This window comes from Ruminococcus difficilis (assembly GCF_016680995.1).
Genome location: NZ_JAEQMG010000140.1, coordinates 40,580 through 54,997, shown reverse-complemented (window position 1 = coordinate 54,997; position 14,418 = coordinate 40,580). Strand labels below are relative to the sequence as shown.

Annotated in this window: 15 protein-coding genes; 12 read left to right on the top strand and 3 right to left on the bottom strand. The window is 41.2% G+C overall.

Annotated features, from left to right (window positions below; translation table 11 throughout):
- Nucleotides 1-639 precede the first annotated feature (639 nt).
- Entirely contained in the window at nucleotides 640-1,497 is an 858-nt protein-coding gene (locus JKK62_RS12840) for a dockerin type I repeat-containing protein (RefSeq protein WP_201428226.1), read from the top strand.
- A gap of 155 nt (nucleotides 1,498-1,652) precedes the next feature.
- Nucleotides 1,653-2,885 carry a dockerin type I repeat-containing protein gene (locus JKK62_RS12835; RefSeq protein WP_201428225.1) on the top strand — a complete coding sequence of 411 codons (1,233 nt, stop codon included), beginning with the start codon at nucleotides 1,653-1,655 and terminating at the stop codon, nucleotides 2,883-2,885.
- A 152-nt stretch (nucleotides 2,886-3,037) separates the two neighbouring features.
- On the opposite strand, the gene JKK62_RS12830 is transcribed toward JKK62_RS12835, so the two are convergent.
- Nucleotides 3,038-3,751 carry a hypothetical protein gene (locus JKK62_RS12830; protein WP_201428224.1) on the bottom strand — a complete coding sequence of 238 codons (714 nt, stop codon included), beginning with the start codon at nucleotides 3,749-3,751 and terminating at the stop codon, nucleotides 3,038-3,040.
- 379 nt (nucleotides 3,752-4,130) lie between these two features.
- On the opposite strand from JKK62_RS12830, the gene JKK62_RS12825 reads away from it, so the two are divergent.
- The 9 genes from JKK62_RS12825 to JKK62_RS12785 all read left to right on the top strand — a co-directional run bounded on the left by JKK62_RS12825 (nucleotide 4,131) and on the right by JKK62_RS12785 (nucleotide 10,670).
- Complete coding sequence (locus JKK62_RS12825) at nucleotides 4,131-4,637, top strand: hypothetical protein (RefSeq protein ID WP_201428223.1); 507 nt, start codon at nucleotides 4,131-4,133, stop codon at nucleotides 4,635-4,637.
- 91 nt (nucleotides 4,638-4,728) lie between these two features.
- Nucleotides 4,729-5,406 (top strand): hypothetical protein, encoded by a 678-nt coding sequence (locus JKK62_RS12820; protein ID WP_201428222.1) that lies wholly within the window; start codon nucleotides 4,729-4,731, stop codon nucleotides 5,404-5,406.
- Between the two features lie 236 nt (nucleotides 5,407-5,642).
- Nucleotides 5,643-5,864: a hypothetical protein gene (locus JKK62_RS12815; RefSeq protein WP_201428221.1), complete on the top strand. Its 222-nt coding sequence runs from the start codon at nucleotides 5,643-5,645 to the stop codon at nucleotides 5,862-5,864.
- Nucleotides 5,861-6,085 (top strand): hypothetical protein, encoded by a 225-nt coding sequence (locus JKK62_RS12810; RefSeq protein ID WP_201428220.1) that lies wholly within the window; start codon nucleotides 5,861-5,863, stop codon nucleotides 6,083-6,085. The genes JKK62_RS12815 and JKK62_RS12810 overlap by 4 nt, the downstream gene beginning before the upstream one ends.
- A 1-nt stretch (nucleotide 6,086) precedes the next feature.
- On the top strand, nucleotides 6,087-6,437 hold the full coding sequence (locus JKK62_RS12805; RefSeq protein ID WP_201428219.1) for a hypothetical protein: 351 nt from the start codon (nucleotides 6,087-6,089) through the stop codon (nucleotides 6,435-6,437).
- A gap of 224 nt (nucleotides 6,438-6,661) precedes the next feature.
- On the top strand, nucleotides 6,662-7,801 hold the full coding sequence (locus JKK62_RS12800) for an FtsK/SpoIIIE domain-containing protein (RefSeq protein ID WP_207752191.1): 1,140 nt from the start codon (nucleotides 6,662-6,664) through the stop codon (nucleotides 7,799-7,801).
- A gap of 176 nt (nucleotides 7,802-7,977) precedes the next feature.
- Nucleotides 7,978-9,132: a Rep family protein gene (locus tag JKK62_RS12795; RefSeq protein WP_279380632.1), complete on the top strand. Its 1,155-nt coding sequence runs from the start codon at nucleotides 7,978-7,980 to the stop codon at nucleotides 9,130-9,132.
- Between the two features lie 18 nt (nucleotides 9,133-9,150).
- On the top strand, nucleotides 9,151-9,363 hold the full coding sequence (locus tag JKK62_RS12790; protein WP_201428216.1) for a helix-turn-helix domain-containing protein: 213 nt from the start codon (nucleotides 9,151-9,153) through the stop codon (nucleotides 9,361-9,363).
- A 137-nt stretch (nucleotides 9,364-9,500) separates the two neighbouring features.
- A complete protein-coding gene (locus JKK62_RS12785) occupies nucleotides 9,501-10,670 on the top strand; it encodes a tyrosine-type recombinase/integrase (RefSeq protein WP_201428215.1) in 1,170 nt (389 codons plus the stop codon).
- A gap of 323 nt (nucleotides 10,671-10,993) precedes the next feature.
- Here JKK62_RS12785 and JKK62_RS12780 read toward each other — a convergent pair whose 3' ends face one another.
- Together JKK62_RS12780 and JKK62_RS17995 are read right to left on the bottom strand one after the other, a co-directional pair.
- A complete protein-coding gene (locus tag JKK62_RS12780; protein WP_201428214.1) occupies nucleotides 10,994-11,785 on the bottom strand; it encodes a response regulator in 792 nt (263 codons plus the stop codon).
- On the bottom strand, nucleotides 11,782-13,215 hold the full coding sequence (locus tag JKK62_RS17995) for a sensor histidine kinase (protein ID WP_201428213.1): 1,434 nt from the start codon (nucleotides 13,213-13,215) through the stop codon (nucleotides 11,782-11,784). Before JKK62_RS17995 ends, JKK62_RS12780 begins: the two co-directional genes overlap by 4 nt.
- Before the next feature lie 85 nt (nucleotides 13,216-13,300).
- On the opposite strand from JKK62_RS17995, the gene JKK62_RS12770 reads away from it, so the two are divergent.
- Nucleotides 13,301-14,371 (top strand): hypothetical protein, encoded by a 1,071-nt coding sequence (locus JKK62_RS12770; protein WP_207752190.1) that lies wholly within the window; start codon nucleotides 13,301-13,303, stop codon nucleotides 14,369-14,371.
- The last annotated feature ends 47 nt before the right edge of the window (nucleotides 14,372-14,418 follow it).

The window sequence follows — 14,418 nt, the reverse complement described above, 5'->3', positions numbered from 1 at the left end:
ATTAGCTCCTTTTCTTGAAAAATTCTATTCGGTAATTCTGAGTTGGTGGGCTTTACTTAAACCCGATATTGAGTTGTATGCTGTTTTATCACCTTTCCTTTCTGTTATCTGCTATTCGTATAATTCGTCGTGTATGGGCTTTACGGTGCATACAAAGCGGAGAGAATGGCGATATGTCAAGAAGCAAACAACGTGATACGCCGTAGGGCAATTCTTGATATAGCGACATTCGCGGAGCAAAATATGTGCCTAAAGCCAATGACGGCGATTTTGAATAGCGGAGAACAGAAACATAAGTGAGCATACAACGGGAAAAATATCGGGCATAAAAATAACGCTGCGGACAAACCGCAGCGTCAACCTTATATCAATATAAATAAAATTAACATAATTTACATAATCAACTTGAAATATAATAATCATTGTGCTAAAATTAAAAGTGCCAAACAAAATTTTATTTTTTTCACACTTCGAGGTGTGTATTTTTATTTCGGTAAAAATACATGCTCTAATTCTTCACATCTCGAAAGTGTTGAAATTTTGTTTGGCGACAAATGAGCTGTGTTTTTCGTGCGTGGCTCGTTTGTGGCTGCGCATTTTTTAATGACCCTTATAGCTCTAAAAGGAGAGTGAACGCTTATGAAAATCACACACATCATTTGCGGATTGTTAGCTTTTGTTTTACCGTTAGGCTGTGCGGTGAGCGTATCGGCGGCAACACATATACAGCACACGGACAGCAGTTTGATTGGTGACGTTGACAACAACTGTTATATCAATATCTCGGACGCAACCTTATTGCAAAAGCAGCTTGCGGAGTTTGATGATTTAGGGCTTGATATTGAGGACTATAGGACGATAAAAGCTCTTGACGTGAACAACGACAATAACATCACTATCTATGATGTTACCACCATTCAACGCTATCTCGCGGAGATTCCGACTGATTTAACAGGAAGCCCGATAACCAAACACAACCCAATAACACAGGTAACAAAAGTCGAAACAATTGTGGACGCAGCCTACACATTCAAAGCAGGCGGAAAATGGGAACAGCACGCATTCTGTTGCTGTTGTCATCAAGACCTCACAATCATGTACAGAAAATACATCGAAGAAAACCCAAAAGGAACATCTGGTTACTTTGGTGATTTAACCTCGTGGGCACAAACAAAACATCAACACTCAGAATGGATGTACTCACCCGTAACAGGAAAACTCATCAAAGTTCTCGTAACCTGTGACGGTACTATATGGCATAAAGATTTCGGAAGGTCAACTAACAGCCACGAAGCAAAAGAAAAAATCGGTGCTAAACTGGAACCAGTCTATATCGGCGGAAAGGAATACACTTATCCTGCAATACGGAAAATCACATACACCGAAACAACTGACGGCGTAGTGACAAGACAGTGGGCTGAACAGACCGCATATCCAGGACTGGATGAAATCATCAATGGCACTTATACAGAACAATGGGTGTCGGTTGATCCGTAAAAAATAAGCGAAAATTTTACAGCATAATTTATTGCATAATTATCACTGTATTTATCGCTTAATCAACTAAAACATTCGCGGTCAGAATGGAACACAAAAATTAAACAAAATGGTTCCGTTCTGACCGTAGTATTCCTAAACAAAGGAGCGCAACTATGAAGAAACGTATTATTTCCGCTTTACTGTCTGCAACGCTCTTGCTCACGCCATGTGTATTCAGCGTGTCGGCGGAAGAGACTGCAAAGCCTGACAGCTATTTGTTCGGCGACGCAAATTTTGACTCGTATGTTACGATTTACGACGTAACGCGATTGCAGAGGTATCTTGCGGAGTACAACATTGAAGAAGCCCCAGTTTACGGCGGACGTTACACCAAAGATGGCAGCTTAATGACCACAGAAGCCATTATCGAATACGCTTGCGATGTTAATAACGATGGTCACGCCGACATTCAAGACGCAACGCTTATACAGAAATACCTCGCGGGACTCGACGTAAAAGATACCAACCTCGGTAAAATCGCATTCGAATGGCGTGACGCAGAATACCGTAACGTATATCCGAACAAGGAAGTCGAAGTTGTGGATGAAGAAGCCTATGATGAACAAAAGCTTGTTATTGATAAAGAAACAATAACAATCAAACATCCAATCTACAAGAGTGGGTACGACTGCATCTGCAATGACTGCGATATGGTTATGCGTTGGAACAACGGCAAAGCCTTCACAAGCACAGAAATCCTTAACCACCTAAACTCCCACACCAACACAAACCAGTTGCCGACACTGACACCAAATCTCGCAAGATACTACGTAGACGCATACGGACAAAAAAGACCCGTAGGACCCGGATACAGCGTATGGGTAACCTTCAAAGACGAGAACGGCAACCTCTACAAAAAAGACATGCCGTACGATGAAAGCCTGCCTCTGTATCACGGCAACGGCTCTAACGGCTCGTACCGTTACACCTACACAACGAACATCCCTACGGGTGAGTACGAAGAAATCAAAGTTCCCGCAAGAGTGCCTGTATACACAAGCGGTGAAGCGTATATCGCAACTGCCACAGGCGAAGTGCTCTATCACGCAGATGGTGTAGCGTGGACGCCGAGCGAGTTCGGATGGTTCATCGAACGTCGAGCACAGGAAGGCTACGACAATGGTCTGAGCGGGCAAGAACTGATAGCTTACACAGGACGCATCGAGAAACAGTGGACAGACAAAATCCCGACAGGCGAGTTTACAGACCAGCCGTTGGAAGGCTGTTACCACTATGAAATGGTGCATCATGACGCTGTAACACACACAAAAGAAATAACTGACTACGACGCAGAGCCTATCGACAAAAAGCTTATCAAGCCTGAGGGCTACTATGCAGTACAGTAAACAAAATCAACGGAGAGTGCTCACGCACTCTCCCATTTTTTTAGAACGCAAACACCACAAAAATGTTGACTTTATGGGAGAAACCGCAGATTTTACTGAAAAACGAATAGCGCAAGGGCATTTGAAGCAATAAACGACAATGCCCTTGCGCTTTATTTTTTTGCAAAATAGTTGTGTATATCTTTTAATTGATGTTCGCTCATTAAATCGTGTGTTCTTATATGATTAGATATATCTTCTTTTAGCTGTTCTTCAAGTAAGATAAATTTATCCTCAAACAATGCTGTTATCATAATTTCAAGTTTCTTATCCTTTAGAATACTTGCTATTCTCGCGTTTGTTTCTTGTTCATAAACAATATCGTTGCGATAATCTTCAAGCATATCGTATTCGGTGGGGGTCAATTCATTTATTCGCGTCAGACCTTTGCGGTTGACAGCGAGTAATTCATCAACGGTAAGATATCTATGAGCTTCGTCGGCTTCATCATAAAACATAACCGTTTCGTCTTCCGGCGATATATTTGCTTTTATTAGCTTTTCATCATGATCGTCAATCGCTTGCGAGATATAGGCTTCTTCTTCAAATTCTAATAATTCAGAGTTTGTGTATTCAATATTCCGTTCGCTTACTTTAACCAAATGCTTTTTTACTTTTTCATCAGTAAAAAATTTATCAAGGAATTTTTTTGGAACATAGCTTATGGTTTTATCTGACGGAAGATTATTATTTATATAGCGACGTATGTATTTTTTTAATGCGTCATCATCTATACTTGTCGTTATTTTATAAAATCTTTTTATTTCGTGTAAAATATCGGGAATCGAATATAAACCCTCTCTTTTTTTATTCGCCATTTTAGGCATAAAAACCACTCTCCAAACCACAAAAAGGACAGTTTTTGAAATTGTCCTTTTTATTTTAGCATTTTAATTGTGGTTTGTCAATAATTTGTCTTTTTGAGTGTCTCTTTGGTTTGTGTCATAATAAAACCACAGCAAACGAAACGCTGCAAAGACAATTGAATAGCGGCTACGCAAAGGATATACCGCCAAGACCTCTGTTTAGAGCGAGCGCAACACAAAGTTGACGACACAGCGTCGAACCCATGGATTGCCTGTCAGGAAAATATGCATAGTTCGTGATTAAAGCTTAGGGAGTGGTTAATTTGATTGTATAAAAAAATGACAGCAAATTAAAGATAAAAATTAAAGATAAAAAATTTTTTCGAAAGGATGATTCCTAATGAATTGCAATTATAATAAAAAACCTCTTAAAAATGTAAACCTTAAAAACGCATTGCCGTTTTACACACCCGATTTTGATCTTGATGAAAACAACTTGCGTGAACTAAATTTACAAATTGATTGTGCGGTAAAAAGTATTCTTAATGATTGGCAATCAAACCAGACATACAGCCAACTCAAAACAATTTACCAGCACTTAGATGTTTACTTGGGAACGTTTACATACTTATTTGAGGTGAATGATAAAACAGACTTAATTCATAAACCTAAGGAATTTGGTGATTTTGCTTATGATAAACTATTTGAAATCATGTCTGAATCGCCCATATATTTTTTACCTTTCGGAATTGTGGCTGTACATAATTTTGTACGTCCTGATTTAGCCGGAGTTTCTTTCCCTTTGGTTATAATCACACGCAAATGTGTATCTCATTCAGAGATCGGCGAAATTTACACCAAATTAAAAAATGCGCTTGATGAAAAAGCCGCGATTTTCAACCGCTAAACACTTCAAGCTGCGCTATCGGCTATACGGGCATAACAATACTTATAACGAATACTGATAAATTTGAGTTTTAGATCAGAGGTTTTAACGAATGATACAGAAAATCATACTTACACAAAATTCTTATACTATCACTGATTTTACTGTTGTTTTGCTTAACGCTGTTTCGTTTGAAGCAATAACGCAAAACGGTGAGCGTACTCAGCAGTTTATTAAAGTCCGAAACAAAATAGAGAACATCTTGCTGAAAACTGCAATCGTTCTTAATGAAAATGAACGCAAGCAATTATTTTCAAAAGAAGATTTTGAAAAAGTTTTACATAATAAAAAGTTTTTAGCTTTGCTTGAAGATTTAACAGGAAACGCAATGCAGTTTGAAGTTATAAATTGCTTTAGTGATCCAATAAAGCTAAATCAATCCTTTTATACAATCGGGGATTTTGCATTGATAGTTTTTAATTGCTTGGGTGCTCGGATCCGTAAAAAGTCCGGAGAAGAAACACCAAGCATGAGCAGTACAAAAAGACGACTGCGCAGAATGCTGTGTAATTCACATAAGAATATTTACAGCAGGGGTGAGCTTATCAAAACACTTGATGAATTGATTCTTTGGGTTGTTAGTAACAAGTATTGCGATATGCCGATCTTCGATCAGGCGAAATCCGATATATACAATGACGTGCGGAATGCGATAATTGATATTTTCAATTCCGACGATAAGGAAATAATCAAATGCATTCAATCAGCTATAAAACGCTGGAAAATTTGAAAGTTTTAATACGCAAAAACTTTTTGTTCTGTAATGTGACTTTTAAAATGGCTTAATAAAGCCGTTGGTCGCTTATTTGGTTTGTAATAGTCACAATCGGTAATATTACACCGTCGAAGATTATGAATTATCATGATACAATGTAATCACAAAGTTGAGGTTGTCAAAAACAATCTGAATTTTGTTATCAATTTTAATGCGCATTAAATTGAAATAAATAAGAAAAGAGGTTAATTATGCAACCTATTATCACAACAAATTTTTCAAAAACAAAAAACTATCCTAAAAATTCCACACACAAAAACAAATACACCCTGAACATCACGCTTAACACTGACAAAGATTATTTTCTTGACGAGGGCAGCATAGAGACAATGTTTGGCAAGCTTCAAGAAACAGCAAAAACAATGTTCATACCAAAAAGTGAGCGCTATGCAGAACAGGAGAAAAGCATATGACAAAGAGCTATTTCCTTGTAAGCGCATTAAAATCTATTATTGGTATGATCAACAACGTCCAAAACGGAAAGTTGCAGATTGTAGACGATAATGCGGTAACTACACCATATCAATACACACTTGACAGTTTTCTTAACAGGCTCATAATTACCGCCGAGAACGGGCTACAACTCTTTTATCTCGACAAAAAACAATATCGCAAAAGAAAGGACGATAAATAATATGAAATACCTTAATCAATTCAGCGTATTTGACCTCGACAAATTTTTGAACGGAAAAAAACTTGTTGTGACAGGCTGCGCTCCGCTCAAAGATAACGACACAGGAAAGGTGCTCGGTACAAGAGTATCTACCGTAATTTTTGCAGATAACACAGAATATAGGCACAAGGACGGTGAGACTGGCTCGAACCGCTTTGAGAAGCTTAATATCAAGGTGAGCAAAATTATTTCAGTTCCCGAAAATGCGGTTGTGATCCCTGTTAATGCTGTAGGAACAATCTACGGTGAATTCCGTAATCAGCTCAGCATTAAAGCCGAGGATATCAGAATCGTTCAGCCGCCCAAGCAGTAATGAGACGGTATGATAGCAAGGCGTGGTTGTTTCGCTATACTGCGCCTTGCAGGAAAATGCTCTTATCAAGCGTGATTGTTCTGTTAGCAATCGTAATAGTTATATTGATATATTTTTGTTTATCAAATATTTTCGGTATAACACCGTCAGAAAAGATATACCCTATAATTATAGTTTCGGTTGCTATAAACACCATATTAATCGTTTTGTCGGTTGTTATGGTTGTGAAGCAATCACAAGCAAATAAGATAAAATATAAAGTTATGAAAGGCTTGTTCTCATATCCATATGGCAATCCTTTACATCTGAAAGACGGTCAAATATTACCTAAAATCACTTGTACATCAGCCGACAACGGACGCTTTATTTTAACCATATATGCAACCACTGTCACAGTTGAGGATATACAAAACGTCGCGCCGAATATAAGCTCTATTCTTAACCGCAAGTTCGAGCGTTACGCTGTTACAATTTCCAATGCTGACTTAGCTTTTAATTATGTTCAGTTTATTATCGAGGACGTTATGATTGACAATTCTCTTCATTTCACGAATGTAAACCAAATGAAAACAGACCGCCCGATCAAGATTATAATAGACAAAAATAACCACATTGATCTTACTGCCAGCGGATCAATGTTAGTCGCAGGCAAGACAAGGAGCGGCAAAACAACAGGGATAATATCGATCCTCTTGCAAGCTCTTTTATGGGGGCGCGACGAATACGGCTCTAACATCACTATCATTGATCCGAAACAAGCAGAATTATCTGTATTACCTCATGTAGTAACCGTCGATAAAGACGGAGAAGCGAGAAAAATACTGGAAGCTATGAGGGTGTTTGAAACGATAATGACAGAACGGCAACAGCGATTGAACGAATTATCAAAGCAACAAGGCGACGCTATGCACTGGTTTGACTACGATTTTCACCCCTGCTTTTTATTCATTGATGAATATGTTGCTTGCCGTTCGCTGTTTCCGAAAAAAGCCGAGAAAAACAGCGATTACTGCCTTGCGACGTTTGACGCTTTGATTAAGCGTATTGTTACTATGGGTGCTTCGGCTGGCTGTTACGTGATTATTTCAATAGCAGAAGCAAGCGTGGACGAGGGCGGTTTGCCGACTATGCTGAAAAATGCCATGTCAACTAAAATTTTGTTCAGACCTACGCTTTCTGAGGGAAGATTAATGTGGAACAGCGAAAAGCTAAAGACGTTTCCTGAGCGTGTATATAAACAAGGCGACGCTTGGTTTTCGTCTACCGACGGTATTCACGATGATGTTAGCTTTGTGCATTTCCCGTACATGGATTTTTCGGTGTATAAAGAGCTTGGACGCTTGTTAAAAGAATACTATTTGTAATACTTACACGGTATGCAAGCGATTCTTGAGCGCAGCATACCGTGTTCCATGTTCCATTTTATCATTTTTCTATTATTATGGCGGTGGATTGGGCTTGTTATATCCACCGCCACATCACCAACCACTGTTCCATGCAATGCAATGACAGTAAACTTAACATAAGGACGTGAAAAAACTTGGAACAACCAAAATCCAACAAAAGCCGCAATATGATGTACACTCAGCAAATAACGCACCTTCCTTTTCCGCTTGACGAACTTGAAGCCCGATTGAAAGCGCTAAATCCTGAAAAATACGCTTTTGTTGTACATGACAAAGACACAGCAGAGGACGGACAGCCAGCCGAAGCTCACGTACACGCTATGCTAACATTTACAAATCCACGGTCGCTCAATTCCGTAGCGAAAACATTAGGTGACAAACCGCAGTACATAGAGCGTTACGATAAGCAAGCGGATAACGGCTACTCTTATCTCACGCACCGCACGGATAAAGCAAAAAGTAAGCACCAATATGATTTCAGCGAAGTAACCGCGAGTTTTGATTATCCTGCTTATATGGCAGACATAGAGAGCAAAGTGTTAAACGCCACAAAGTACAACCAGACAAAGCTGCTCCTTGACGCGTTCAAGGCAGGACACATTACCAAACAAGAGCTTGAACAGAGATTGACAGGTTCGGAATACGGCAGATTAAAACCGCAAATAGAAAACATACACAGCATAATACTCCGACAAAAAGCTGACGAATGGCGCAAAGAAGTCATTTCACAGGGAAAAACGCTTCAAGTCATTTGGATTTACGGCGACGCAGGAACAGGCAAATCAAGTTTAGCAAAACAGTTTGTGAGAAAAAAAGGGCTTGACTGCTTTATCAGCGGCAGCTCCAACGATACGTTTCAAAGCTACAACGGAGAACATTCCGCGATAATAGATGATTTCAGACCTCGAATTATGCTTTACGCTGATTTGCTCCGCATTACAGACCCCTATTCAATAGAGCATGGCGTTAATGTTCCCTCCCGTTATTACGACAAAGCCCTTTCGGTGGAGTTGATTATCATTACTTCCCCGTATTCGCCCTATCATTTCTATTTAGAGTCTGTTTCAAAACACAAGCGTGATATAGACACGTTCGCACAGCTGAACAGGCGTATTGCGTTAACGCTTTACTGCGATATGGACTATATTTATCAGTCTAAATTTGATACAGCTAGTAATGATTTTATCATTGACAGCACAACCAAGCAACCAAATAAACTATCTCAAAAAGCGAGACCGAAACCTATCGGACAACGCTCCGAGGATATATTTAAGAAAATTTTTGAATAACGCAAAGGAAGATTTTTTATGATTGACACTAACACGAATGAAACCATTACAACCGAAAACAACGAATTAAAATTTTTAAACACAGAAGAAGTAGCCGCGGCTCTCGGTTGTTCACTGCCAACAGCCCGAAAAATTATGCGCAGACCTGATTTTCCGCTTATAAGGGTTGGGAAGAATATGCGCGTATCAAAATCAGCTTTTATGAAATGGGCTGATTCACGGAGAATTTAGCATAGGGCAATAATTCGGACAATGCACGCTTAACACCGCAAATATTTCAACTAATCACTTGCGCAGTGGGATTTGCTATGATATAATAATTATAACAAACAAATCCTCTGTGCTTGTGGTTAGAAAGGATTTTATATATGGCAACCACAAAAACACAGAAAACAAAAAAACGCCGTCCGAGAGGAACAGGCACTATCTATTATGACGCAAAGCGTAAGAGATATATGGGACAAACCATCATAGATTTGGGTAACGGTAAAACCAAGAAAAAGACGGTTAGCGGTACAACAAAAACAGCCGTTTCAGATAAGCTGCGTGAGATTGAGCATAAATCAATTAAAGGTGAGTACATAGAAAAAGACAGTACGAAGCTTTATGATTTAGCTGACAAAATGATTGAGGAACAGTACGCGCTGAATGAAATACGCGTTTCAAGCTATGACCGCAAAAAAGCAACCTTAAAAATGCTTGATGATATTTCAAACAGAGAGATACAAGAAATTACAGAGGACGATATTAAATCATTCTTTGCCAATCATCTCTATTATTCGCAGTCCTGTGTTAATAAGATGTTTCAATTACTTGGTGCTTGTTTTAAGCTCGCGATTCGCAAGAAACTGATTATTGATAATCCAATGGCTGATATGAAGCGTCCAAAGTCATTGCAAAAACATATCCCTGTTCGCGCTCTAACGCTTAATGAGCAAAAGAAACTGCTTGATGTGTTGAAAGCAAAAGATGTTCTATACAGGGAAATAATGATGTTGTCAATGTTCACGGGTATGCGTATTGGTGAAATTTGCGCTCTTGCTGTTGAGGATATTAAATTTGAGGATAGTTCAATTTTTATCCATAAGACAGTTACAAGAGGTACAAATAACAGTACAGAGATAGGCGACGAAACAAAAACATTACGTTCAACGCGAACCATTTACATCAATGAAGAAATTGCGGACTTTCTGAAAGATTGTATCGGTGATAAGAAAAGCGGCTTGATTTTTAAGTCAACCAACAATAAAGTAATAACGACAAATCAAGTCAATTCCTCATATTCAGGCGTTATGCGGAAATATGGAATTATTGACAGTACCATTTACGGAAAGGTTGATTTGCACTCGCTCCGTCATACTTATGCCACAAGATGTATTGAATCAGGAATGCCTGCAAAGGTGCTTCAAAATATACTCGGACACACTGACATCAGTATAACTCTTAATATTTACTGCTCTGTTTTTGAAAAATTCAGAAGTGAACATATCGCTGTTGCGGACGAATATATGAAAGAAAATAATCTTGCTATTGCATAGATAAACCAACACATAAGCCTACAAACCTTGAAAAGTGGCTTAAATACTGTATTTCCTATGGTCACCGGCACCATAGAAACAGGGAATACTTTTTGAAGTATTCCCTGTTTCTATTTTACAAGCAAGCCGGTGACCGGACTTGAAGGCGAGCGTAAAGAAAACAGTCCGGGGACTGTTTTTAGCGAGAGAGAAGATGATCTTTTTCCCATGCCGACACACCGCAGCAAACGAAATGAAACACAAGAAAAAAGTGAACCAAGGTCACCGGCACCAACAAAAGCACATACCCATGCGGGTATGTGCTTTTGTTGGTTATGAAAAAATTAATCATCCGAGTAATCATCATATAAAAAGTCAGCCCAGTAATACTGACTCATATACTCGTTTTGGTAAGCGTTGACCGCGCCCGCGTCAAGTTCCTTGAAGCGATAGTAGTCGCAGTCGAGCACCTCGGGGTTGACTGCTAAGGCGTTGTAGCTGCGCACCACCGCATCCTCCGCGCCGACAGCCTTCAGGCTTTTGATCATGGCGTAAATATAGGTTTGCAGGAGGTTTTGAAGCTTTTTCTCATACGACTCGTCCTCAAAGATCGCGGAGAAAATCTCGCGCGTGGTGCAGGAGCTGCCCTGCTTGTGAACAAGATATGCGAATACCTCCCTTGCCTTGCTGCGCTCAAAACGGACGTGCGCGCCGTCGGGCGTAAATACGTCGAAGTTTCCGAAGCACTGTACGCGCAGCTTCGCATTTTTCTTCGGAATGATCGGGAAGCGCAGATCGGAAAGCTCCTGCTCGATCTTTTCCTTGATAACGGGCTTCATAATATAGCCCGAAGCGTGCAGGCTCATAGCTTCTCCGGCATATTCCGAAAAACCCGTGACAAATATGATATTCATCTTGGGATTGACAGTTTTCAGTTCCTTGGCAAGCTCCACACCGTTCATACCGCGCATATGGATATCTAAAAAGGCGATGTCACAGCCGTTCTTCCGCGCGTCCTCAAGCAGCTCCGCCTGCTTTCTGTAAGCAGTGATATCCGCGTCAGGGCGCGCTTCTTTGATTGCCATTTCAAGCATTTTGAGCATTAATGGCTCGTCGTCCACACATAGCATCCTCATTGTCCGCTTTCCTCCTTCTTAGGAATTATCACTCTTGCTTTCGTCCCTTTCCCTATTTCACTTTCTATTATGACCTCGCCGCCGCACATTTCCTTGATTCGGCGCTTTGTGTTTTCCATTCCGACGTGGCTTCTGCCGTCATTCTTTCTTTCAGCTGTCGTGTCAAAGCCCACGCCGTCATCTTCGACGATCACTTCATAAGCGTTATCGGTTTCTCGGGTGGATATCTTCACAGTGCCGCCGTCCTCCTTCATTCCGACGCCGTGCTTGACGGCGTTTTCAACCAACGGCTGAATCGACAGCAGGGGAATCTCAAAATCTGTTGCCTGTATGTCGTACTCGATATTCAGCTGATCGTCAAAGCGCAGCTTTTCGATATACAGATATTTTTTCAGGTGCTCCAGCTCCCTCGCAAAGGGAACGGGAGCCGTTTGTTTCAGTGAGTCCATATTGCCGCGCAGATAGTCCGAAAACGTCACCGTCGCGGTATACGCGGTGTCGGGATTGAGCTTACAGAGTATCGCGATGGACGACAGCGCGTTGTACATAAAATGCGGTCTGATCTGACTGACCATCACGCTGACCTTTGCTTCGTAAAGCTCGCGCTGTACCTGCTGATAATGAATAGCCTCTTTATACTGACGGCGGAAATCCATTGCGAATCGCACCATCTGGTATATGGTCGTTACCGCGAGACCGAACCACAGATGCGCTCCGCCGGGAATATGCAGATAGATATCAAGAAGATCGATCATCAGGAACGCACTCAGGGGAACCCATGAGATCAGATAATCAAACAGTACAAATCTCTTTTTGCCGCGAATTTCAATGCCCAAAAGGCTTATCATCACCACAGCACAGATAATCATAGCGATATACATTGCACCCGCTGTCGCCATCATATCCGCTACATTTGTCATCTGTAAAACAACTTCCGTTACCGTGAGAGCAAGGTACGCCGTGATGGCAGCGGTAACGATATTTTTTGATATTTTATTGTGCAGCAGCGATCTCAGATAAATCATTACGGCAAGAACAAAAAGGCACAAGCACACCTTGTCCGTCATCAAACAGACAGTGGGGTCTATGATCCACAGATTGAGATAGTCGCTGATTTTTCCGATTACCATATATATTCCCGTAAAAAAGCACAGCGCTCCGAAAGCAACGTAGCGCAAATCGATTCGCCCCAGCAGTCCGCTTGCGATTGGAAAGAAGAAAACACCGAAGAAGCACACCAGCAGGAACATCAATACAGGTGCAAGCGCCTCGAAAAATAAGGTCTGATAAATGCCGTCGGAATAGCACGTCAACACATAAAAGCAGTCGGAGAAGTTCTCGGTCGTCAACTCATAGGGAAACTCCACCTCCAGCGTGAGCTCTTTGTCGGATTGAAATCTTTTCTTTAACTCAAGATATTCCTGATTCACATAATATCCCGGCGTGTTTTTTAAGTGATCGCCGATATACGGGCTGTCGGGGTAATCCTCCTCCGCTCTTCGGTCAAACGCGTCGATGATGAAAGCATTATTTGTTGAGAACGGCTCGAAAGAGAACGACTATAAAGCCGATGATTTCAAAGTGTACGGCACTCCTCTCAAGAAGATGGCTCCGCTGGTAGCGGCACTGGTTGCTTGCCCTCTGGCAGGCACTTACGAAATCTATTCTCAGATCAAAGACGGCTCGATTCTTGTAAAAGACGACACAAAGGCAAACTACGACGCGAATATCGCCGCATACTTGCTGCTCGAGCGGCTGACAAAAGAAATCGGCACTCGCGACAATTACTGCAAGAAATATCAGAGCGGTATAAGCAACCTCCTTCTTTCGCTCATGAACGACGTTAACGCTCTCAAAAAAGAGGAATTATACGATCTTCTCGGCGAGGTGCTTCTGGGCATGGCTGTTTCTTCGGTACCCGGCTTTGAATCTTTAGCAGAGAAAGCCATCCGTAAAGGTTTGCCCTCAGACGCAAACGCCAATCAGATCATTGATGCGATCAACCCGCTCCTCAAAGTTGTCGGTAAGGTTTACTGGGAGCGCCCCAACGAGCTGATCTCCTTAGGTGTTTATATCAAAGAGGTTTTCCAGACTCACGAAAACAGCATCAACATCGCTCACCTCGAAGCGCAGGACACCTATTATGTAGACGCATACAACGCAGAGAACGGCGAAAACTTAACTCTCGCAGCATTAAGAGATAACGCGGATTTCGGACGCGTTACATTCAAGGATTACAACGACATCGGACTGTATAGCAGCGAAGACAATACCTGCTTTGTCAGTGTAAAAGGCAAAAAAGCTGTTAAGAGCGAGATCAAAGAGTGCAGCGACGGTTTTGCGGTAGGCTATTATTCCTATGCGACAGAGGAAGGAATGGAGCTTTTCATGCCGGTCAACCAGAAGTACATCCTGAATATGAAGGGCTACTCTATTAAGCCGTATCACAAGGTAAACTACAGCGCGTTCTATCAGGCGGTAGGTCCCAACAGCAAAAACCTCTTCAGAGCTGACAGAGGTCACGATTCCGACTGGTTCTGCGGAAATACCGACTCCAATCAGATCAAACTCAATATGATGTTTTGATTTCCCACACAAAAATCGAAGATGAAATAAGCGAAACGAAAAGGCCG